This window comes from Peribacillus sp. NPDC096447 (assembly GCF_044762725.1).
In the GTDB taxonomy this organism is placed as follows: Bacteria; Bacillota; Bacilli; order Bacillales; family DSM-1321; genus Peribacillus.
In genome coordinates this window covers 266,352-288,698 of the sequence record NZ_JBIWEV010000001.1, presented here as the reverse complement: position 1 = coordinate 288,698, position 22,347 = coordinate 266,352, and the positions used below count along the sequence as shown (strand labels likewise).

The 22,347-nt window shown below is 40.4% G+C and carries 22 protein-coding genes and 1 riboswitch; of the genes, 19 read left to right on the top strand and 3 right to left on the bottom strand.

The genetic code is table 11. From position 1 onward, the window contains the following. The first annotated feature begins 200 nt into the window (after nucleotides 1-200). Nucleotides 201-545, top strand: a complete 345-nt coding sequence (locus ACIQZD_RS01420; protein WP_101222466.1) for a GNAT family N-acetyltransferase — start codon at nucleotides 201-203, stop codon at nucleotides 543-545. Between the two features lie 28 nt (nucleotides 546-573). Here ACIQZD_RS01420 and ACIQZD_RS01415 read toward each other — a convergent pair whose 3' ends face one another. After that, entirely contained in the window at nucleotides 574-1,110 is a 537-nt protein-coding gene (locus tag ACIQZD_RS01415) for a DUF309 domain-containing protein (RefSeq protein WP_402897488.1), read from the bottom strand. 166 nt (nucleotides 1,111-1,276) lie between these two features. Next, nucleotides 1,277-1,369 (bottom strand): YjcZ family sporulation protein, encoded by a 93-nt coding sequence (locus ACIQZD_RS01410; RefSeq protein WP_072273196.1) that lies wholly within the window; start codon nucleotides 1,367-1,369, stop codon nucleotides 1,277-1,279. 215 nt (nucleotides 1,370-1,584) lie between these two features. Here ACIQZD_RS01410 and ACIQZD_RS01405 point away from each other — a divergent pair, with 215 nt between their 5' ends. The 18 genes from ACIQZD_RS01405 (at nucleotide 1,585) to ACIQZD_RS01320 (ending at nucleotide 19,998) form a co-directional block, all read left to right on the top strand. After that, nucleotides 1,585-2,352, top strand: a complete 768-nt coding sequence (locus tag ACIQZD_RS01405; RefSeq protein WP_101222464.1) for a segregation/condensation protein A — start codon at nucleotides 1,585-1,587, stop codon at nucleotides 2,350-2,352. Next, nucleotides 2,339-2,920 (top strand): SMC-Scp complex subunit ScpB, encoded by a 582-nt coding sequence (gene scpB, locus ACIQZD_RS01400; RefSeq protein WP_076365560.1) that lies wholly within the window; start codon nucleotides 2,339-2,341, stop codon nucleotides 2,918-2,920. The genes ACIQZD_RS01405 and scpB overlap by 14 nt, the downstream gene beginning before the upstream one ends. 55 nt (nucleotides 2,921-2,975) lie before the next feature. Beyond that, entirely contained in the window at nucleotides 2,976-3,392 is a 417-nt protein-coding gene (locus ACIQZD_RS01395; protein ID WP_402897485.1) for a hypothetical protein, read from the top strand. Between the two features lie 21 nt (nucleotides 3,393-3,413). Continuing rightward, a complete protein-coding gene (locus tag ACIQZD_RS01390) occupies nucleotides 3,414-3,902 on the top strand; it encodes a YpuI family protein (RefSeq protein ID WP_402897483.1) in 489 nt (162 codons plus the stop codon). A gap of 121 nt (nucleotides 3,903-4,023) precedes the next feature. Next, a complete protein-coding gene (locus tag ACIQZD_RS01385; RefSeq protein WP_137016090.1) occupies nucleotides 4,024-4,899 on the top strand; it encodes a superoxide dismutase in 876 nt (291 codons plus the stop codon). 880 nt (nucleotides 4,900-5,779) lie between these two features. Beyond that, nucleotides 5,780-6,343, top strand: coding sequence for an alkyl hydroperoxide reductase subunit C (gene ahpC / locus ACIQZD_RS01380; RefSeq protein ID WP_034308115.1), 564 nt, complete (start codon nucleotides 5,780-5,782; stop codon nucleotides 6,341-6,343). A gap of 178 nt (nucleotides 6,344-6,521) precedes the next feature. Next, nucleotides 6,522-8,168, top strand: coding sequence for an FAD-dependent oxidoreductase (locus tag ACIQZD_RS01375; protein WP_402897480.1), 1,647 nt, complete (start codon nucleotides 6,522-6,524; stop codon nucleotides 8,166-8,168). A 158-nt stretch (nucleotides 8,169-8,326) separates the two neighbouring features. After that, on the top strand, nucleotides 8,327-9,487 hold the full coding sequence (locus tag ACIQZD_RS01370; protein WP_402897479.1) for a D-alanyl-D-alanine carboxypeptidase family protein: 1,161 nt from the start codon (nucleotides 8,327-8,329) through the stop codon (nucleotides 9,485-9,487). Then, the gene (locus ACIQZD_RS01365) at nucleotides 9,480-10,073 is read left to right on the top strand and encodes a nucleoside recognition domain-containing protein (protein WP_101222457.1); all 594 of its coding nucleotides are present in this window, start codon (nucleotides 9,480-9,482) and stop codon (nucleotides 10,071-10,073) included. The genes ACIQZD_RS01370 and ACIQZD_RS01365 overlap by 8 nt, the downstream gene beginning before the upstream one ends. A 1-nt stretch (nucleotide 10,074) precedes the next feature. Continuing rightward, the gene (locus ACIQZD_RS01360) at nucleotides 10,075-10,614 is read left to right on the top strand and encodes a spore maturation protein (RefSeq protein ID WP_137023788.1); all 540 of its coding nucleotides are present in this window, start codon (nucleotides 10,075-10,077) and stop codon (nucleotides 10,612-10,614) included. Between the two features lie 301 nt (nucleotides 10,615-10,915). Then, nucleotides 10,916-11,656 carry a 23S rRNA pseudouridine(2605) synthase RluB gene (gene rluB, locus ACIQZD_RS01355; protein ID WP_034308106.1) on the top strand — a complete coding sequence of 247 codons (741 nt, stop codon included), beginning with the start codon at nucleotides 10,916-10,918 and terminating at the stop codon, nucleotides 11,654-11,656. A 208-nt stretch (nucleotides 11,657-11,864) separates the two neighbouring features. Beyond that, nucleotides 11,865-12,395, top strand: a complete 531-nt coding sequence (gene resA, locus ACIQZD_RS01350) for a thiol-disulfide oxidoreductase ResA (RefSeq protein ID WP_402897475.1) — start codon at nucleotides 11,865-11,867, stop codon at nucleotides 12,393-12,395. A gap of 18 nt (nucleotides 12,396-12,413) precedes the next feature. Continuing rightward, nucleotides 12,414-14,063: a cytochrome c biogenesis protein ResB gene (gene resB / locus ACIQZD_RS01345; protein WP_402897473.1), complete on the top strand. Its 1,650-nt coding sequence runs from the start codon at nucleotides 12,414-12,416 to the stop codon at nucleotides 14,061-14,063. Beyond that, nucleotides 14,056-15,234 carry a c-type cytochrome biogenesis protein CcsB gene (gene ccsB / locus ACIQZD_RS01340; RefSeq protein WP_402897471.1) on the top strand — a complete coding sequence of 393 codons (1,179 nt, stop codon included), beginning with the start codon at nucleotides 14,056-14,058 and terminating at the stop codon, nucleotides 15,232-15,234. The genes resB and ccsB overlap by 8 nt, the downstream gene beginning before the upstream one ends. A 294-nt stretch (nucleotides 15,235-15,528) precedes the next feature. Then, complete coding sequence (locus tag ACIQZD_RS01335; RefSeq protein ID WP_101222452.1) at nucleotides 15,529-16,245, top strand: response regulator; 717 nt, start codon at nucleotides 15,529-15,531, stop codon at nucleotides 16,243-16,245. Then, nucleotides 16,242-18,035 carry an ATP-binding protein gene (locus tag ACIQZD_RS01330; protein ID WP_402899832.1) on the top strand — a complete coding sequence of 598 codons (1,794 nt, stop codon included), beginning with the start codon at nucleotides 16,242-16,244 and terminating at the stop codon, nucleotides 18,033-18,035. Before ACIQZD_RS01335 ends, ACIQZD_RS01330 begins: the two co-directional genes overlap by 4 nt. 213 nt (nucleotides 18,036-18,248) lie before the next feature. Next, nucleotides 18,249-18,809 (top strand): RNA polymerase sigma factor SigX, encoded by a 561-nt coding sequence (gene sigX, locus ACIQZD_RS01325; RefSeq protein WP_101223453.1) that lies wholly within the window; start codon nucleotides 18,249-18,251, stop codon nucleotides 18,807-18,809. Further along, a complete protein-coding gene (locus tag ACIQZD_RS01320) occupies nucleotides 18,775-19,998 on the top strand; it encodes a hypothetical protein (protein WP_402897468.1) in 1,224 nt (407 codons plus the stop codon). The genes sigX and ACIQZD_RS01320 overlap by 35 nt, the downstream gene beginning before the upstream one ends. Nucleotides 19,999-20,130: 132 nt before the next feature. Here the strand turns inward: ACIQZD_RS01320 and serA are convergent, their stop codons facing one another. Continuing rightward, nucleotides 20,131-21,705, bottom strand: a complete 1,575-nt coding sequence (gene serA / locus ACIQZD_RS01315; RefSeq protein WP_402897466.1) for a phosphoglycerate dehydrogenase — start codon at nucleotides 21,703-21,705, stop codon at nucleotides 20,131-20,133. Between the two features lie 341 nt (nucleotides 21,706-22,046). Then, a riboswitch (FMN riboswitch) is annotated at nucleotides 22,047-22,183 on the top strand. Nucleotides 22,184-22,347: the final 164 nt, after the last annotated feature.

The following is a 22,347-nucleotide window of genomic DNA, read 5'->3' as shown; positions in this document are numbered from 1 at the left end:
TCGCTTTGATGTGGGGAATCGTATACTGGCGGTTTATCGCTTAGCATATAGCACATCGATAAATCAAGTGCTGAAAGTGATGTTGAAACGGACGAGATTTTTATGTATGATGTAAATGTTATATGTGAGGATTATTATTCAAAGCAAATTAATTGGTAACAGGAAGATAATAAAAACGTTATTTAGTAACGAGGGATATTATGTTGATTAAGTATAAGAAAAGTTATGAGAAGTTTGCCATGGGATTATTATCTTTCATGCCAAATGAAAAAGAGATAAAAACGCTTCGGAATACGATGAAGAATTATGAAACGGATGAAAATCTACAGCTGTTCTTATGGAAAGATGAAGAGATTACGGGCTTGATCGGGATAGAAGTCTCTCCAAATCACATTGAGATACAACATATATCTGTAAATCCATCCTTCCGGAAGCAAGGTATCGGTAAAACGATGGTCAGGGCCATCAAGGAGCAATATCCTGACAAAGAATTAAAAGCAAATGAGTTTACCGAAAGCTTTCTTGACAGATGTGAAGAATTCTGAATATGAAAGCTGGAAAGGAGGACCACCTTTAAGGGCGGTCCTCCTTTCTTGTTTTTCGAAGGGATAGCTGCCGATCCCTTTCAGAAATGACATCCGAACGGTCACGCATTAGATGCTTATCGACTATGGATGAATTAGCCATGTCGCTGTCTGCACCCCATATGTACCCTTCTTGCAAACACATGGTCTGGCATATTTCAATCAAGCCTTGATCCGCAATCGGCAGATTAATGCTTTCATATGGCTTTTGAGATAACATTCGCTCATGGGTGTCCTCGAGCAATTTGAACAGTCGTTCTGGATCGAGTCCCAACTCCAGGAGCTCGGCCTTTTTATGGTGGAGATTTGACAGGGCTTTAGACAGGGTCCTTGAAGCCCCTTTTTTGTTTCCCCTGCGATCATGATACAGGGCAACCGCAATTTGAATGAGCCCGACCCAATGAGAGTCACGCTCTTTTGGTGCGGTTTCTTTCCAATATTCTTCAAGAATTTCATGACATTCGAAGTAATCCCTAGTCCCATGGAAATGGACAAGGAAAGAAAGGTAGTCTTCCGCGTAATTCAATAGGAGCACCCCTTTTGTTTGATGGAATTATCTAAGGTAAGGCAAAAAACATTTTCTTATAGCCTAACACCCGCTATGTATACTCACCAAGTTTAGCATAGAATTTTTTCTTGGAAAATAAAGAAAGCCGATTGCAAGGCAATCAGCTTGATTCGTCAGTCTTCAATTAACACCAAGAAGCACCGACGATAACTAATAAAATGAACAATACTACAATAAACGCGAATCCGCCGCCGTTTCCAAAACCACCTGCACCCATAATGAGTACCTCCTTTGTTCTGCTATTCTTACATTTCTAGGTTATGTTGGATTTCGTAATGTGATTGGGCAACGACCCATTTGTCGGAAATCCCTAATAAAAACTTTTCTAGGGACAGTAAATTATTATTTGGATAAAGGGCGGCAATCCACTATACTTGATTAGTAAAAGAAATAGGCCTTTTCCGGCCAATTAGATTTAAATGAGGTAATTTAATGGGTTATAATATAAAAATTGACGCTTTCGAAGGTCCGATGGATTTACTCCTGCATTTGATTAATCGCCTGGAAATAGACATCTACGATATTCCGATGGCTGATATTACAGATCAATACCTAGGGTACATCCATACAATGCAGCATCTGGAATTGGATGTGGCCAGCGAATATCTGGTGATGGCTGCAACACTGCTTGCCATCAAGAGTAAAATGCTGCTTCCAAAGCATGAAGATGAACAATTGATTGATGAAGATGGGGAAATATTTGAGGAAGATCCACGGGACGAGCTTGTGGAAAAACTATTAGAATATAAAAAGTATAAATATGCAGCCGAAGAATTTAAAGGGATGGAAGAAGAACGCAGCTTGCTGTTCACTAAACCCCCAAGTGATTTATCTGTTTATGTGAAAGAAGCGGAAAGTGATAAACAAGAGTTGAATATAAGTCTATATGATATGTTGGGTGCTCTGCAAAAACTGCTGCGAAGGCAAAAAATTCAAAAGCCGCTATACACGAAAGTAACGAAACAAGAGATATCGATAGAGAAACGAATGGATGAAATCATGATTGAGTTACAATCAATAAAAGGGAAGAAAAGTTTTTTTGAACTGTTTTCGCTCCCGGTTAAGGAGCATATCGTCATCACTTTCATGGCGGTGCTGGAACTGATGAAACTAAATGAAATCATCGTTGAACAGGAAGATAATTTTTCGGAAATCATGATTGCTGCTAAGGAAGGTGTAGAACCAGTTGGAAGTTATTAATTGGAAAGGGATTCTTGAGGCATTATTGTTTGCTGCCGGAGATGAAGGGCTCTCCGTCAAACAAATTGCCTCTGTCCTGGAAATTACGGAATATCAAGCAACCGACATCGTTGAAAGTTTGAAGGAAGAATATATATCTGATGTACGCGGGATTCAGGTGATCGAAATAGCGGGTGTTTATCAAATGACGACAAAGAAAGAGCACTCGGATTACTTGAAAAGGCTAGTGGAAACATCAAGCACTCAAGGCTTGTCCCAGGCGGCCTTGGAAACACTCGCAATCATTGCCTATAAGCAGCCGATTACCAGAGCGGAAATTGATGAAATTCGCGGAGTGAAAACGGAACGCCCCATTCATACACTTGTCACTAAAGTCTTAATAAAAGAGGTCGGACGTGCTGAAGGCTCCGGCCGGGCATATTTATATGGGACAACAAAAGAGTTTTTGGATTACTTCGGCCTGAATTCCATAGATGAATTACCGCCTCTCGCCGATAATTCGGATGATAGCTTTGAAAATGGTGAAGCCGATCTGTTTTTTGAAAAATTTCAGCAAACAATCGAATAACATTTTTCTTTGAATTGTGATAATATAGAAAAAAATGAATGCGGGGGGATTGCGGGTGCAAATTGTAGCATGCAATGGATTTGGGCTTGAAAAGTCAAAGTCAAATTCACCTGAGGACTTCTTTAATCGATCCGTTATACAATACATAAAGGATGGAGAAGAAAAGACGCTGAATGTACTGTATCTTCGCTATTTTGATGAGATGGTCACTCGTTGGACCCCATATCCCGCCAATCCCATATTCAAAAGCCCTAACAGGGATATTTATATGGCTGATATCATTGCCATGGTCTGTCTACTCAAGGACCCGAGCCTGGTTAACCGAAAACGTATATATATAAATGCAGAAAAAGAGCTGGCTGGTTATTTCGAAAATATCGATTTTGAAAAATTGGAGAAAGTGTTTATATCTATTGACCAAGCTAAACCATATGATATAGAATCACATGTTGACTATTATATTCAATCTTAATCATTTGAGGAGGGTTCACGGTTGGGGAATACATTGGTAAAATCTCAGCTTGAGGATGTAAAGGGCTTTTTAGAAACGACAGTGGCTCAGCTAGAGGAATTTATAAATGAGACGACCTATTCTAAGCTGCAAGAAGAAAAAAGCGGGGATGAAACCTATTATAAAGGGATCCTTTCTAGTTTAAGAAAAATGCTTGTAAGTTGTGAAGAGGGCTTGGAGGCTTGCCAAATCGTTCTGAAAAATGATGTTTTCAATAAAGCTGCAGCTGAAAAGACGCTTTATAGAATTTATCATCAATGTATCGAAGAATACTTTTCCCCAAAATCAGATCGGTGGTTTGAGGACAGCAGATCTGCCTATACAGGGAAAAACTCGATTAAATTTCACCAAAGTGTACCTGACAGCATAATATCCATTCTGAAGGCCGTGGAAAGTGGATTCCAGACCATGCGTGAAGAATTGGAGTTTTATGAAACGGATTACCGGACGAAAATGTTACAGTCAAGATAATGAAACAGCTAGGCTTAATAGGCCTTGCTGTTTTTTTTATCTATAAATGGAATCTCCGCTTATTCGAAACATAAAATACTTTGATGATTTATGTGCATAAAGGCTAAGAGGAGGTTCCAAGATGTCTGATGTAAGAGATTATGCTAAAGAGGTAAGTGATTGGGTTGATGGAGTGATGGAATATCTTGAGAAGATCGATATCACCGATTCGCCATTGCTGTCAAATATTGAACGGCTTTCCGAGATGACAAAAGATATGGATGAGGAAGAAATGGATTATGAGGATATGGTCCTGATTGAAGAAGAGATGGCTCGGGTTTACGAGGAAATTGAAGAGCTCGCTAGGGAATTCAATATACAGGAAAGGCAATCGGTGCCGATTGGGAAGCATACGCTACCGCCGTTACCTTATGCCTATGATGCGTTGGAGCCGACGATTTCGCGGGAAATCATGTATCTGCACCATGATAAGCATCATCAAGCATATGTCGATGGTCTGAATAAAGCGGAATTGATGATGAAAAAAGCGAGGGAAACGAAAGATTTTTCCTTGTTGAAACATTGGGAAAAGGAAGCAGCCTTTCATGGATCAGGCCATTATCTCCATACGCTGTTCTGGGAAGAGATGATTCCGGGAGGGGGCGGACAGCCAAGGGGGGATTTACTTAACCAGATTGAGAAGGATTTTGGAAGCTTTGCCGCTTTTAAAAGTCATTTTAGTGAAGCTGCCAAACAAGTAGAAGGTGTTGGCTGGGCGATTTTGGTCTGGGTTCCGCGTGCGCGGCGGCTAGAAATACTTCAATCGGAATTGCATATGGTTTTGACCCAGTGGGATACAATCCCAATCCTTGTTCTTGATGTATGGGAACATGCTTATTACCTGCAATATAAAAATAATCGGGCAGCCTATGTGGACAAATGGTGGGACGTTGTAAACTGGCCGAAAACAGCCGTAAGGTTCACCGAAGCGAAAAAGCTTATTTGGAAAAAGCAATAACAGATAAAAATATAGTGAAGTTTTTGGAGAACCGAATACAAATACACGAGCCGTAAAGGTTCGTTCCAGACTGTAGACAAACTCGATGAATACTCAGTTTGCCTGCAGTTTTTTATTTGAAAAGTTCAGTTGATTACAGAAATCCGCTCCCTTTCCGCCGACTGTCTGTCAAGCCAAATCAAAGCAAGCGCCTTTGATGTCCCGGCTAGCCAGTTTTTCGGCAGTAGTGTCGCCAATTTCTCAATTCAATGAAGATTACAGTAAAAAACCGTAAAGACCGGAGCGATTTATTCGACCCGCAGCACTGTCTTGGGACGTTAACGCAGTTTATCAACCTATACCACACTTTATTCGACCTACCCCGCACAGTATTCGGCCGTTGAGGCACTATATTCGACCGTCCACAAATTTTTTTCGACCTTCACTTTACTATTCGGAATCCGAACAACATTTTGCCACCAAACTGACACGAGCCGTAAAGGTTCGTTTTTTTTTTTTTTTTTTTTTGCCTGAAATTTTATATCAAGAATTTTTTAGGGAAATTATGGCAAGGATATGAAGGAGAACCTGCTAATTTAATTTTAAAGCGACTTATGATTCTCATTTGGATATAATAATTAGATTGAAAGGGAGATGATATCATCTCACGAAATAATGAGCATATGTCTTATTCAATTCCTTGAAATAGCATTGGAAATGTGTTAATAATGCTAATTTGAAGTACTATGGGTTTTTAAAAATAATTAATTTATATCAATATAAAAACTGTGACCAATTTGTGAACTTAAAAATTATTAAGGTATATTTATTGACTAGTTTCTATTTAATAATTATTATAAATAGGAGCAGATAAAAAAATTAGCTATTGGAGGAATTTATTATGTCATTGATCAATAAACAAGTTGAAGATTTTAAAGTACAAGCTTACCATGCAGGAGAGTTCAAAGAAGTTACACTTGAAGATGTTAAAGGAAAATGGGCAGTATTCTTTTTCTACCCAGCTGACTTCTCTTTCGTATGTCCAACTGAATTAGCTGATCTTCAAGATAACTATGAAACATTCAAGGAAATCGGTTGTGAAGTTTACTCAGTTTCAACAGATACTCATTTCAGCCACAAAGGATGGGCTGATGCTACTGATACAATCGGTAAAATCCAATATCCAATGCTAGCTGACCCAGCAAACGTTTTATCCCGTCAATTCGGTGTATTGATTGAAGAAGATGGTTTGGCTCTACGTGGAACTTTCATCGTAAATCCAGAAGGACAAATTAAAGCATACGAAGTCAATGATTTAGGAATTGGCCGTAATGCAGAAGAACTTGTAAGAAAAGTTCAAGCTGCACAATTCGTAGCGGAACATGGAGATAAAGTTTGCCCTGCAAAATGGACTCCAGGTGAAGATACTCTTGAACCAAGCCTTGACCTTGTAGGTAAACTTTAATTTTTAATGGGAGGGTCCATTTCTACAGGTAATGGACATACCCAGCATTGATTACGATTACTGGACAAATCGTCCGACATGATCTAATGACAAAAGGCACTTACCTAAAATAAGTGCCTTTTGTTTTTCAAAATAATCGGTTTAGCACGTCATAATCATTCAGCAAGGAGCGCAAAAGATGAAAAAAATATATGATTTATTAATTATTGGTGGCGGTCCTGCAGGCCTCTCAGCCGGTGTTTATGCAGGAAGAGCTAAGTTAAAAACAATAATCCTAGAAAAAGGAACTGGCGGCGGACAAGCTGCAACTACGTCGGAAATAGCCAATTATCCTGGTATCCGTCATATATCGGGCCCTAGGTTAGTTGAAGAAATGAAGCTTCAAAACGAAGATTTTGGCGTTGAGTTCGCCAAAGCCGATGTAACGGGCGTGGATTTCTCCGGTGAGGTGAAAGTCGTTAAAACCCTTGGCGGGGACTACCATGCACGCGCCGTCATCATTGCAACGGGTGCTTCTCCAAGAACACTAGGATTTCCAGGTGAAGAGGAATTTACCGGCCGCGGTGTAGCTTATTGTTCAACATGTGATGGTGAATTCTTTGAAGGGTTGGAAGTTTTCGTTATCGGGGCAGGATATGCAGCTGCTGAAGAAGCTATTTTCCTGACACGCTTTGCAACAAAAGTTACAATCATCGCCCGGGAATCAAGCTTCTCGTGTGCCCCGTCCATTGTTGATAAAGTAATGGCAAATGATAAGATTGAAGTGAAATTCAATACGGAAATCCTTGGGGTATATGGAGACGGGATGATTCAAAGTGCCCGTTTCATCAATAATGCGACTAAAGAAGAATTTGAATATAAGGCGAAGGAAGAAGACAGTACGTTTGGCGTATTCGTTTTCATAGGTTACGAGCCGAAAACAGAGATTTTCAATGGCCATATCGAAATGGATGATGCTGGTTACATTTTAACCGATGATGATATGAAGACTAATGTGAAGGGTGTTTATGCCGCGGGCGACCTAAGGCCAAAATCCTTGCGCCAGATTATCACAGCTGTATCCGATGGAGCGATTGCAGCAACGGATGCCGGTAAATATATTTCAGAAGAAAAAGATCGCCTGGGAATCAAAGATGAACCTGAAGTTGAGAAACCGGCGAAAAAAGAACAGGCCGCGGTCCCAGCAGGCAAGAGCGCTTTATTGAGTGATGCGTTACGTGGCCAATTAAAGGGAATCTTCGGCAAGATGGAGAGCGACGTTACATTAGTGTCCATCGTCGATGAAAGTTTGCCAAAATCAGTCGAATTGCGAGATTTCTTGTTGGATGTTGCGGAATTAGGAGATAAGCTTCATCTTGAGTTATACAACAAAGGGGAAAATACGGAAATTGAAGAAAAAATCAATGCAGATAAGTTCCCTGTCGTTTCCCTCTTAAATTCGAATGGTGAATACAGTGGCGTCAAATACCACGGTGTACCTGGCGGCCATGAATTGAATTCTTTCATTTTGGCTATCTATAACCTGGCCGGACCTGGTCAAGCATTGGATTCAGCCGTATTGAATTCAATCAAGGGTATCAGTAAAAAAGCGAACATTAAGGTTATGGTTTCATTGGCATGTCACTACTGTCCTGACGTTGTAGTGGGCGCTCAGCGCATAGCGATTGAAAACCCTAATGTTGAAGCTGAAATGGTCGATATAAGCAATTTCCAGGAAATCAAGAAGAAATATAAAGTCATGAGCGTGCCGGCCATGATCATCAATGATGAAGAAGTGGTATTCGGAGCTAAGAAAATTGATGAAATCGCTGCATTATTAGTATGATAGAACGCTAAATCGATAGGGGCCCCCTATCGATTTTTTTTATTGGAAATCACTGAGAAAATCAGTAGATAACAAGAAGGATTACATTCTTTTATTCATAACCCTTGTCCCTTTGCATAAACTTGTACAAAAACAAGTAAAGAGACGAGGGGGCACTCATGCGTTTTCCATATAAAGGGTTATCAAGTTTGTGTATCGTCATTCTCCTGTTGTCTTTTATGGCTCCTGTACAAAGCGCCAAAGCAAATGTATCCGTAAGTGCCCATAGTGCGATTTTAATGGATGAGGATAGCGGAAGGGTCATTTATGAAGTGAATGCCCATGAAAAGAACCGTATTGCAAGCATTACGAAAATAATGACGGCTATCTTGGCTATTGAATCGGGACAAATGGATGAAACAGTGAAGGTAAGCAGCAATGCCTTTGGGACGGAGGGCTCTTCACTTTATTTAAAAGAAGGAGAAAGAATTAAGCTCGAAGATTTGGTTTATGGCTTGATGCTTCGTTCAGGTAATGATGCAGCAGTCGCAATCAGCGAAAAGGTTGGCGGAAGCCTGGATGGATTCGTCTGGATGATGAATCAAAAAGCTGAAGAAATCGGAATGAAAAATACCCATTTTTCAAATCCACATGGTTTGGATAATACGAAGAACCATTATTCAACCGCATATGATATGGCCATACTCACTCGTTATGCCATGCAAAATAAAACGTATGAAAAGATTGCCGGCACAAAGGAACACAGGGCACCTAATTCCACTGAACAATGGGATTATGTATGGAAGAACAAAAACCGTTTACTTACACAACTATATGAATATTGCACAGGAGGGAAAACAGGGTATACCAAACTAGCAAAACGTACCTTGGTCACGACGGCAACAAAAAACGAGCATGACCTGATTGCTGTGACATTGAATGGTCCTGATGATTGGAATGATCATATTCAAATGTACGAATCCGCCTTTAAGGATTATAAGCCGACAGAAATTTTACCCGAAGGCATGGTAAAAAATATGGAAAATAAAATATATAAAGGGCATGTCTACATTAAAAATGATTTTTCGTACCCACTGACAAAAGAAGAGAGAGAATTGGTCAATGTGAAAATGAAATTGTTGAAGCCCCAGAAGGCTTGGAAAGATAAAAGGAAAATCCCGGAAGTGGTCGGCAGAGCATCCATCTATCTCGATGGTAAGAAAATAGGCACTCGTTCGATTTTTTATGGGGAAGCAAAAGAAAGCTTCAAGCAACAATCATTCCAATCTTCATGGGCTGAGGTATTTGAAGCGGTATTGGGAATCGGACGAAATGGTTAATTACATTTGGTTTGGGATGTTTGTGATCGGTATTGTCTTTGGCATGGTTAATGGGACGATGGAACAGGTGAATGAAGCTCTTTTTGTCAGCGCGAAGGAAGCGGTCACCCTTTGTCTGGGATTGATGAGCATACTTGTTTTTTGGCTGGGCCTGATGAAAATAGCGGAGGAGTCGGGGCTGTTAGATAAACTATCCAACTTGTTCAAGCCATTCATGAGATGGCTGTTCCCAGAAGTTCCTCCTAATCATCCCGCAATGGGGTATATACTTTCCAATATGATGGCAAACACATTCGGTTTGGGGAATGCAGCTACGCCTCTTGGTATAAAAGCCATGGAACAGCTAAAGAAACTAAATGGAGGAAAAGCAACGGTCAGCCGCTCTATGGTCACTTTTTTAGCAATCAATACCTCAAGCGTAACGTTGATTCCAACTACTGTCATTGCAATCCGCATGAATTACGATGCCCACTCCCCGACGGACATCGTTTTTCCGACCATAATAGCAACGGCCATTTCTGCCGTTGGAGGAATAGCGATAGATCGATATTTTTATTACAGGAGAAAGAGGAACGGGAGGGAATAGCATGTTGCACTGGATGACCACCATTTCAATTTGGATGATACCGATTTTGATTCTCTGTATATTACTCTACGGCACATTGAAAAGAGTTCCCACCTATGAGACCTTTGTTGAGGGGGGGAAAGAAGGAATCAGCATGTCCTTTTCCCTTATCCCTTTCCTGGTAGGGATGCTTGTGGCGATTTCAGTATTTAGGGCATCAGGGGCCTTGGATTTCATTGTACAATCACTGCACCCCTTGCTTTCCTTTCTTCATTTTCCGTCTGAGGTTTTACCCCTTGCGATTATTAGACCAATATCCGGAACAGCCGCTTTAGGAATCACCAGCGACCTGATATCGGTTTATGGACCGGATTCCTTTGTTGGGCGCTTGGCTGCCACGATTCAGGGAAGTACAGATACCACCTTCTATGTATTGACCGTTTATTTTGGAGCCGTCGGAATCAAAAAAATGGGTGATGCCCTTAAGGTCGGCCTTTTGGCAGACTTGATCGGAATCATAGCTGCCGTTATTGTCGTCACACTGGTTTTCGGTATGAATTAAAGGTAGGGAAATGGGCGATTCCATTTCTTTTTTTTGTCTTTTTTCTTAAAATTAGCCTTCCATTAATAAGGGGCATTCAAACTTTCATCAAAAGAAACATTTTTTTGTATGGAAAAATAAGCTATGTTACACTCATTATGGAAACCAACCCATTTAACCGTCCCATTATTGGTGTAATAATAAAAGAAAAGCTCTTAATCGCGAAAAACCTTTTGTTTTTGCCTCTCAATATGTAATAATTGTATGATTGTGTATGTATAGACAATAACAAACGAATGATTATACTATGGGGTGAAGATAGATGGAACGATTACAAAAGGTGATAGCACATGCTGGACTGGCTTCCCGCCGTAAAGCAGAAGAGTTGATTTTAGAAGGTAAGGTAAAAGTGAACGGCAAAGTAGTGAAGGAATTAGGTGTGAAGGTAGGGCCTAATGATAAGGTTGAGGTTAATGAAGTCCCGCTTGAAAAAGAAGCCCCGGTTTATTTCCTATTCTATAAACCGCGCGGCGTCATTTCGGCAGTTTCTGATGATAAGAACAGAAAAGTCGTAACGGACTTTTTCCCTTACATCAATGAACGGATTTATCCAGTTGGCCGCTTGGATTACGATACTTCGGGCTTATTGATTTTAACGAATGACGGAGAATTTGCAAACACGTTAATGCATCCGAAGCATGAAGTGGATAAAGTGTATGTGGCAAAAGTGAAAGGAATGCCTTTGCGTGAAAGCTTGAAAAAGCTGGATAAAGGTATCAAGTTGGAGGATGGCAAGACTGCTCCAGCCAAGACAAGGGTATTGTCTACCGACAAGAAAAAGGAAACGGCCATCGTTGAAATCACAATACATGAAGGCAGGAACAGGCAAGTCCGCCGGATGTTCGAAGCAATTGGCCATCCCGTCATAAAATTGAAGAGGGAACAATATGGTTTCTTGACCTTGGACGGTTTAACAGCAGGAGATTCCCGGGAGCTGACTCCACATGAAGTTAAATTAATGCGGACATTAGCAACGACCGAGCCTAAACAGCGGAGAATGTAGATAAGAATTTTTCCTGTATTAATAGGTTGAAACCACTACCCCATTCTCCTCCTGGAAGAATGGGTGGTGGAAAACAACCTGTAAATACCTTTTCCTTCATGAATCGGGAAAGAATGTCACAAAACCTTCAGAAATGTAAATAAAAAGGACATGGCGTTAAATGGTATAATGGTATGGTTAAATTTAGTGTGGCCTTAGGAGGATCTCTATGGATAAAAAGAAGCGACGCCTAATTAGCAGAACCATCATTCTCCTGCTTTTAGGTGCAGCTTTAGTGTTTGCCCTTTATACGAACTTCACTAAAGATAAGAATGAAAGCCTGAGCAAAGGATCCGATGCACCCAATTTCGTCTTGACTGATATGGAAGGCAAAGAGCATAAACTTTCCGATTACAAGGGAAAAGGCGTCTTCCTGAACTTTTGGGGTACATATTGCAAGCCGTGTGAATATGAAATGCCTTATATGGAAAATCAATATAAAAACTTTAAAGACCAGGGCGTTGAGATATTGGCGGTTAATGTCGGGGAATCTGACTATGCTGTCAATAATTTCATTACAAAGCATGATCTTACCTTTCCTGTCATGATCGATAAAGGTAGGGAAGTGGAAAATGCTTATCGCGTGGATATATTGCCTGTCACCTTTTTGGTTGATAAAGAGGGGAAAGTGATAGATATCATCACCGGAGCTTTGACAGAAGAGAGCATCCAAAAGCATATGGAGAGAATTAAACCATAATATTGGGGAGTTTTTGACATGAAAGAAGTAAAATGCGATTGTGGTCATGTAAATCCGTTTGGTACAAACATTTGTGGGAAATGCGGAATGGTGCTTGATAAAGAAAAAGAGAACAAACTTATTGATATGAGATATGAAGGAAGTGCCAGGCGTTCACAAACATATAAAAAAACGATCATCGATAAAATATGGAACTTCTTTTCTTCCGTTAAGGTCGGGGTGACGCTCATTGTCATTGCCTTGATCGCTTCAGCTATCGGGACGATTCTACCCCAGGAAATGTACATCCCTTCAACAGCTACGCCTGCAGAGCATTATGAACTGGAATACGGCTGGTTCGGAATGGTGTATTATGAACTCGGGTTTCATAACTTGTATAGTTCATGGTGGTATTTGATTATCATAGGCATGCTGGGCATATCACTATTGATTGCCAGTATCGACCGGTTCTTTCCGTTATATCGATCGTTGAAAAAACAAGGGGTCACACGTCATGACGGGTTCATGAAACGTCAGCGGATTTATGGGGTGACAAAGCTTGAAGACCAAGATATAAACCTTGAAGAAGTAAAGGATAGACTAAAAAGGCAGCGTTATCATATACGAGAGGAAAACGGTCATATACTTGCCGAAAAGGGTCGTTTTTCACGTTGGGGACCCTATGTAAATCATATTGGACTTATCATTTTCTTAATTGGAGCATTATTGCGTTCCGTCCCTGGGATGTATATCGACAAAGTACTTTGGCTGCGTGAAGGCGAGAGAAAGGAAATCCCGGGTACAAATGGTGAATACTACCTCCAGAATAATGAATTTACCTTAGAGGTGTATGACAAAGAGAATGAAGAAGATGAGCAGTACAGTGCTGCAATTGATAAAACCGGTACGATCGCAAAAACCTATCAATCCGATGTTACGCTCTATGAGCGCAAGGGAGAAACCTTACCAGGGGAAAAAGTGGACCTTAATAAGCTTAAAGATTATAAAATCAAAGTCAATGAACCTCTGAAACATGATCATTATGCTCTCTACCAAGTAGACTATAAACTGGATGAGCTCAGTACGATGGCTTTTAATTTGATAAATAAAAAAACTGAAGAGAAATATGGCAGCTTAAAGGTTGATTTGAATAATCCTCAAAAGAAATACGAGTTGAAAGAAGGATATTCCGTTGACTTGATCAGTTACTTCCCCGATTTCGAGTTCGATGAAAAAGGCGAACCTAGAACGATATCGAAGATTCCGAATAATCCGGCATTTATCTTTAAAATGCATACTCCGGATAAGCCAGAGGGTGAAGTCAGTTTCGTGGCGATAAAGGAGACTGTGGAGCCTTTAGGGGAAAACACTTATAAAATGGCTTTTAATGGTGTGGAAACCCAAGATGTCACGGCTTTGACCGTCAGGAAGGATTTAACGCTTTGGATCCTATTCACGGGTGGAATCATTTTCATGATCGGCGTTATCCAAGGGTCTTATTGGAATCACCGGCGTATATGGATTAAGAGGAAAGATGATGAGATACTTTTGGCCGGCCATACAAACAAAAACTGGCACGGCATTAAAAGAGATATAAAACAAGCGATAGAATCAACATCACTTTCCGAACCAATGGATCAACTTGAAGAGGAGAAATCTTCTAGTAAGGGGGAAGTTTTAAATGGCTGAACTAAGCAGTAACTTTTTATATGCCGCTTTCATTTTATATCTGATCGCTACCTTTTTATTTGGTGGATCGATCAAGGATAAACGCGGAGCGGAGGAAAAGAAACAAAACAAATGGGCTAAGCTGGGCATTTTCATTACCATTATCGGATTTGCCTCGCAAATTGGGTATTTCATCACAAGATGGATTGCTGCCGGCCATGCCCCGGTAAGTAACCTGTTTGAATTTACGACCTTTTTCGGAATGATGCTGGTCGGTGCTTTCATATTAATTTATTTTCTTTATAAAACACCTGCCCTTGGGCTATTCGCTTTGCCGATTGCGTTATTGATAATCGCATATGCAAGTATGTTCCCTACAGAGATTTCGCCACTCATTCCTGCTCTGCAGAGCGATTGGCTTCATATTCATGTAACGACTGCAGCGGCAGGACAGTCAATCCTTGCGATAAGTTTTGTTACTGCCATCATTTATTTAATCAAATTCGTCGATCAGACAAAATCAAGCAAAAGAACGTTCTGGCTTGAAGCCGTCATGTTCACATTAGTCTGCACCATCGGTTTCGTTATCATCACTTCTTCTTTTGCTGCCATAGATTATAAGGCGAATTTTGATTGGGTCGATAAAAAAGGTGTACCGGCTAAGCAAGAATTTAACCTACCTGCACTTGTAGGTCCCCATGAAGGGGAACTAATTGATAAAGGACGGTTTGAACCACTGGTGGACATGCCTGCACTGATCAATGCCAAGAAACTGAATACAGTCATTTGGTCAATCGGTATGGGACTCGTCCTGTATGGTTTAATAAGGTTGATTGCTCGCAAAAGATTGGCGGCATTGATTAAACCAATCGTTAAAAATGTGAATTTGAATTTATTGGACGAGATTAGTTATCGTTCGGTCCTTATCGGTTTTCCGATCTTTACTCTCGGTGCCCTCATTTTTGCAATGATCTGGGCACAAGTGGCCTGGACACGATTCTGGGGTTGGGATCCGAAAGAGGTCTGGGCACTGGTTACTTGGTTGTTTTATGCGGCTTTCTTGCATCTGCGCATGTCAAAGGGGTGGCAAGGGGAAAAATCAGCTTGGCTTGCCGTAATCGGTTTTGCCATCATAATGTTTAACTTGATATTCGTAAATCTTGTTATTGCTGGTTTGCATTCATATGCTTGATTCAGTATTGTAATATTTAGATGAAGGGGGTCTTTTGATAGAAACGTCGAGGAGTTGGCTTATCGATTTTTCTAGAGAATGATCCCTTTTTCCGTTACTCCCTTTTATAAGAATACTTCGCTGAAATAGCATTTATGAATTCTTAGTAGCGGTCGATGTCTTTTTTTGTGACAAAATGGTGAAAGGTTCATGGAAGCCATGCAAAATACGCTCTTTATCGTACTTTGTAAGGAAAAAGTATTAGTCATGGAAGTTTTCATTTTGTAGAATATATGAATAGGAGGCTGATACATAATGTATAATGCTATTAAAATTCTCGTGGTGGATGATGAGGAAAGAATCCGCCGGCTGCTAAAGATGTATTTGGAAAGAGAAGAATACATGATCGATGAGGCTGAAAATGGAGATGTGGCTTTAACAAAAGCCCTTGAAAATGATTATGATTTAATTTTATTGGATATTATGATGCCTGGTAAAGATGGAATCGAAGTTTGCCGTGAATTAAGGGAAAAGAAAACGACACCGATTATCATGCTGACTGCTAAAGGTGAAGAAGTAAACCGCGTTCAAGGGTTCGAAGTGGGGACCGATGATTATATCGTAAAGCCTTTCAGTCCCCGGGAAGTCGTGTTAAGGGTTAAGGCTTTATTACGTCGCTCGTCAAGCACAAGTTATATGCAGACGGAGACGACGGCAAAAGATGTGATCGTCTTCCCACATCTAACCATTGATAATGATGCCCACCGTGTACTTGCGGATAACAAAGAGGTTTCATTAACACCAAAAGAATATGAATTATTATATTTCTTGGCGAAATCCCCAGATAAGGTTTTCGATCGGGAGCAATTGTTAAAAGAAGTGTGGCACTATGAATTCTTTGGAGATCTTCGAACTGTAGACACGCATGTTAAACGCTTACGTGAAAAATTAAACCGCATATCCGAAAACGCAGCTAAGATGATTGTCACCGTTTGGGGTGTAGGTTACAAGTTCGAAGTCGTTAATGACTGATGCTATGGGGCAGTGTTGTAGGGAAGCTATGGGCAACGATCCTATTGCTCGTGTCATTTGTATTAATCGTTTTAACCGTTCTGCTGGTCGAATTCTTTGAGAATTTCCAAATTGAAAATATTGAAAATGATTTAACCAAAACCGCTGAACAAATCATTAAGGTTACCAATGAACATCAGGGATCCAGCAATGAGGTTTTACAAATAGCTTCGGAACTAATAGGCAACGAAGCGAAAATGATCATTCTTAATGATGACAAAATGATATTCTCATCCATGGGAGGAGATAATGAGTTCGAAATCACACCGGAACTCATAAAAAATGATCCCGAATTACTCAAGGTTTTTACGGAAAGAAAGACTGTTAAAAAGGAAATGGCGCTTTCCGATGATGCGGATAACGAGGGATTGTCAGCAATCGTAGTAGGCATTCCACTTGAATTGAATGGGGAACAGGATGAAGTTTTTCTATTTCAATCGTTGGAGTCCATGGAAGAAACCACAAAATCCACTACACAGTTCATTTTATTGGCAGCGGGCATCGCCATTATTTTGACAACGATTTTTGCTTTCTTTTTATCCACAAGAATCAATGCCCCATTGGTGAAGATGAGGGAAGCAGCTCTAGCGATTGCCCGGGGGAAATTTGATACAAAGGTTCCAATTCTGACTCAAGATGAAATCGGTGAGCTGGCCATAGCGTTTAATCAGATGAGGAAGCAGCTGAAATTCAATATGAATGCACTTAGTCAGGAAAAGGAACATCTCTCAAGCATTCTCAGCAGTATGGCAGATGGGGTCATTACCTTCAATAAAGATGGCACAATTCTTGAAACGAATCCGCCCGCGGAAAGGTTTCTGCAATCCTGGTACTTTGAAAAGGGCTATAACCGGGAAGATAATGTGAATGTCCCCTTGGTTTTAATGAATCTTTTTGATGAATCAGAATCCTTCAATAAGGAGAAGGTCGGTGAAATTACCTTGCAGGGCCGTGATTGGGGATTGATTGTCAGTCCGCTATATACAAATGCCGACAATATTCGGGGAGCGGTGGCCATCATACGGGATATGAGTGATGAAAGACGTATGGACAAACTTAGGACTGATTTCATAGCGAATGTCTCCCATGAGTTAAGGACGCCGATTTCAATGTTGCAGGGATATAGTGAAGCGATCGTAGATGACATTGCGAGCAGTGAAGAGGAAAAGGTGGAAATGGCCCGCATAATCTATGATGAGTCTTTGAGAATGGGACGTTTAGTCAATGATCTGCTCGATCTAGCTAAATTGGAATCGGGTAAAATGAACCTTAGCTATGAATGTGTACCTATTTCTCCTTATTTAAAGAGGATTACAAGTAAGTTTTCCGGGCTAGCTAAAGAAAAAGGGATCACAATATCAGCCAGTCTTGAAGATGAGCAAATTCAATGGCATTTCGATCCGGACCGTATTGAACAGGTTTTGACGAATTTAATTGATAATGCGATTCGTCATACTCCTCCAGGAGGTAACATTGATGTCATTCAGAGGACAAGTGATCGAAGGGGTCTGATCATTGATGTGAAAGACTCTGGATCTGGAATTCCCGAAGAGGATTTACCTTTTGTATTCGAGAGGTTTTATAAAGCGGATAAAGCAAGGACCCGCGGGCGTTCGGGCACCGGATTGGGGTTGGCAATCGTAAAAAATATAATCAATGCCCATGATGGCTTCATATCGGTAAACAGTTTACCTAATAAAGGGACAACGTTCAGTTTTATCCTGCCTCGAATTTTGGAGAATGCTGAATGAATGACGGGTGGCTTGCCAAAAAATCTTGTTTCATAAGGAACTGAGAAGACAAAGGCAATTGGATTTCTTTCCAACTTGTCTTTGTTTTTTTTAGGAAACAGATAAGTCCCGAATATTTGGAAATTAACAGAATTTTATAATAAGATAAAAGCCGAAGTATGTAACTTTTGTTTAGGATTGACGACTATATTTATGAACGGATGTGGGGAAATGATGGATTCCGTTTTCCACGATCTTTATGAGAAATATCATCAGGAAATTTATCAATTCATTTTTTATATGACTAAGAATCGAGAAACGGCTGAGGACCTTGTTCAGGAGGTCTATATCCGGGTGATGAAGGCGTATGAACGCTTCGAAGGAAAGAGCAGTGAAAAAACGTGGATGTATTCGATTGCTAGAAATGTGACGATTGATTACTTTCGAAAACAAAAAGGGTGGAAAGACAAAATCTTTCCTAACTTTGATTGGGATAGGCAATTGATAAAAGATAAAGAACCCATTCCCGAAGAAGTGGCTATCATGAACGATGAAATCCAAGATATTTATCAATGCTTAAACCGGTGTACCACGAATCAAAGATCCGTCATCATTTTACGATATATTCAGGGATTGTCCATTACGGAAACTGCTGAAGTATTGAATTGGAGTGAAAGTAAGGTAAAAACAACCCAGCACCGTGCTTTGAAGGCTATTAAAAAGTTGATGGAGGATTTATCAGGAAAGGAGGGCCACCGCATTGAGAAGGTCCCGTTGGAAAGAAAGCGAAATTGAAGACTTGCTCCGAGAGCTTCCGAAATTTAAAGATGACCGAACCAAGTCAGAGGTGTTTGAGAGAATACATGATAAAAAGAGAAAGAAACACTGGATACCTCTAATTGCGGGTGTTGCCTCCTTATTCTTAATGGTTGTTTTGGCATCATCGTTAATTATTGAAAAAAAAGGAACGACAAGTCAAGAGGGCAGCGGCAGTAGTGGGAAATTATCTCTATCTGAAAATAAGGAAACGGCAGATCATGAACGGCAGGATGCAAACAACAAAGAAAATCCTCCAGAAGATAAACAGGATTATCAAGAGTTTTCGAGTAAGCAAGCAAAAATCGAATCTAAAGACGAGGTTTCAGAAATGGAACCCGGAAAAGGGAAAAAGGAAAAAAACTTTGCACAAGCGATCTATCAAGATGACCTTAACAATGCATCGATCATTACGATGGGTATCCCAGATGATCAAATGAATTTCATCGTTCCCATTTCAATTAAACTCAAACATTATGATCAAGGTGATACATTGAAAGAGTTAGTTAATCAAATGTCCGATATCAATGAAGAGCAATATGGGCTATCTGACTATTTTCCACTTGATATAAAGATTAGCCAAGGAAACGATACGGCCACTGCTCATATTGATTTTCAAGAAAAAAGCCAACTATTGGATGAAGATACACTTTTTCTCCATTCGATGGAGGATACGCTTTCCTATAATAATATAGATAAAATGACATTTTCTACAGATGGTGAGCAAGGTGCCATGTTTGCGCATGCGGGATATTTAAAGGAGGTGGATATACCTCATCAAAAAAATCGCACATACCTGCTTTACCAAAAGGATGAGTCCTCCCCAAGGTTTCTTGTTCCAAGCAATATGGGATATCAGGACTTTGAGGAGGCGCTGCAGGCTGGAAAAGGGGAGGCAGACATCGAGGGAATTTCACCTGCAATCCCGCCTGACCTGAAATGGGAAAGGATAAGCTCAAATGGAGATCTTGTGATCATTCAATTATCAGATCAAGCTGCTATTGAAAATAGTGAGGAATCCCTTCAAGCTTTAGAAGCCATACTCTTCATAGCTAAGGATTTTGGTTTTGAAAAAGTGAAGTTTGAAAATGCTCCAATTGAAGAGGTAGGCCAGCTGAACTTAACTGAAGACATATTGGTGCCCAAAGCACCGAACCGAGTGAATTGATGCAGCGGGCAAAGTCTAAATAAATATGAAGGTTTTCCATATGATGGTGCGTTATAAACACCCTGTCCATGGTTGTCAAAAGCCCCTTTCATTCACAGAAAAAGTGCCCGCGATGACGGGCACTTTTTTTTCTTATAATGAAATACGGGCCATGAATGTAATTTCTTCTGTTTCCATTAAAAATTGTTTCATGTTATCTTCCAATGGTAAATCAAAGCTCAAAACCATGATGGCTTCCCCGCCAGCTTCTTTTCGGCCAACCTGCATGGTGGCTATATTCACTCCGTGATCACCCAGGACCTTACCTACGTTACCGATTACACCAGGTTTATCGGTATGCTGGATATAAAGTAAATTCGGTTCTGGATGAAAGTCGATTTTGAAACCATTCAAACTTACAATACGAGAACCGTAATTTTCGATATAGGTCCCACTGATTGTTAATTCACGGTGGTCACCTTTTACTTTAAGGCTGATCAAATTCGAGTAACCTAAAGAGTCCGTAGAGATTTTTTCACCAACGGTTATGCCACGCTCTTTTGCGATCAACAAGGCATTCACTTCATTTACTGATGCATCGACTCTTGATCTCAAAAATCCAGAGATTAGACTTTTTGTAAGAATCGCTGTATCAAAATCCAATGATTCTCCTGCATACGTAACGGAGATTTCCTGAATTCCTTCATTCATGCACTGAGAAGCAATGGATCCCATTTGCTGAACAAGTTGATAGAATGGCTGTACCTTTTCAAACACTTCTTTAGATATGGCTGGAAGGTTGATCGAACTTGAGACTGGATTTCCTTCGAAATAGGTCAATACTTCTTGGGCAACCTGAACGGCAACATTTAATTGGGCTTCTTTAGTGGAAGCACCCAGATGCGGTGTAGCAATGACGCTATCCAGTTCAAGCAGTTTATGGCCAAGTGGAGGTTCTTCGACGAAAACGTCCAGCGCCGCCCCTGCAACATGTCCTTGAACTAACATTTCATATAAATCATCTTCGTCCAGAATACCGCCCCGGGCGCAGTTCAGTACATAAACCCCTTTTTTACAGGTAAGCAGTTTTTCTTTATTGATTAATCCTCTAGTTTCATTCGTAAGTGGTGTATGAACAGTAATGATGTCTGCTTTAGGAAGCAATTCATCTAACGGCAGGGCCGTTACGGACATTTTCTTTGCACGATCGACAGTAAGGAACGGATCATAGACAATGACATCCATGCCGAATACCTTAGCGCGTTTGGCAATTTCCCCTCCGATACGTCCAAAGCCAATTATTCCTAATGTTTTACCACGAAGTTCAGTACCCGTATATGAAGAACGTTTCCACTCCCCATTCTTCAGTGAAGCATAAGCTTGCGGAATGTGGCGCATTAATGAAGCCATCATGGCGAATGTATGTTCAGCTGTTGAAATGGTGTTGCCGTCAGGTGCATTAACCACGACAATCCCGCGTTTTGTCGCCGAGGGGATATCTATGTTATCAACACCGACACCAGCGCGTGCTATAATTTTTAGCTGCGGCATACGGTTCATTAAATCCTCCGAAACCTTCGTAGCACTTCTTACAAGAATTGCATCAATCTGATCAAGTTCGTTTGCAGCTTCCTCTACGGTCTTTTGAATGAGATGAATGTTGGATGCCTCAGATAGCGGTCCGAGTCCTTCTGGTTTAATGGCGTCTGCTACTAAAATCCGATACACGTCTAAACACCTTCCTAGGAAAAAAATATCTTAAATTTCAGTTAATTTTACAATTGAAATGCTGAATATGTCAATTTGGCTTATCTGGATGTAAGCGCTTAATAGAATGGTTATCTTCTGATCATCTGTTTAATGTCGCGATATAAATGGCTTCATCTAGGATTGAATAATATAAAAAAATAATTTTCATTATTTTGAATTTTCGTTTTGTGTATCCACTATTTGTTTTAAGCCATTCACTGTGACGATCGATATTCAACCTAAATGAATCAACTGAGAAAAAAAGTGCTATCAAAAAACAGGTAATTCAGATATAATGGAAAGTATAAAAAATTTTATAGATCTATCTTCGGGGCGGGGCGAAATTCCCCACCGGCGGTGATGAAGGAATTTCTTCTTCTAAGCCCGCGAGCCTTACAAGGCAGGATTTGGTGCGATTCCAAAGCCGACAGTATAGTCTGGATGGGAGAAGATGGAGGTTCCTGAGTGCGTTTCAACAGTTATTTGCTGAACGTTTGTTTGATGTAACCTTTAATTTATCCCTTTAATTCTATTGGAATTAAAGGTTTTTTTATTGAGCATCAACATATTTTGGAACCCTAACCTCTTTTTCAGGTAGATCGGAAAAGAAGGAGAGAGACC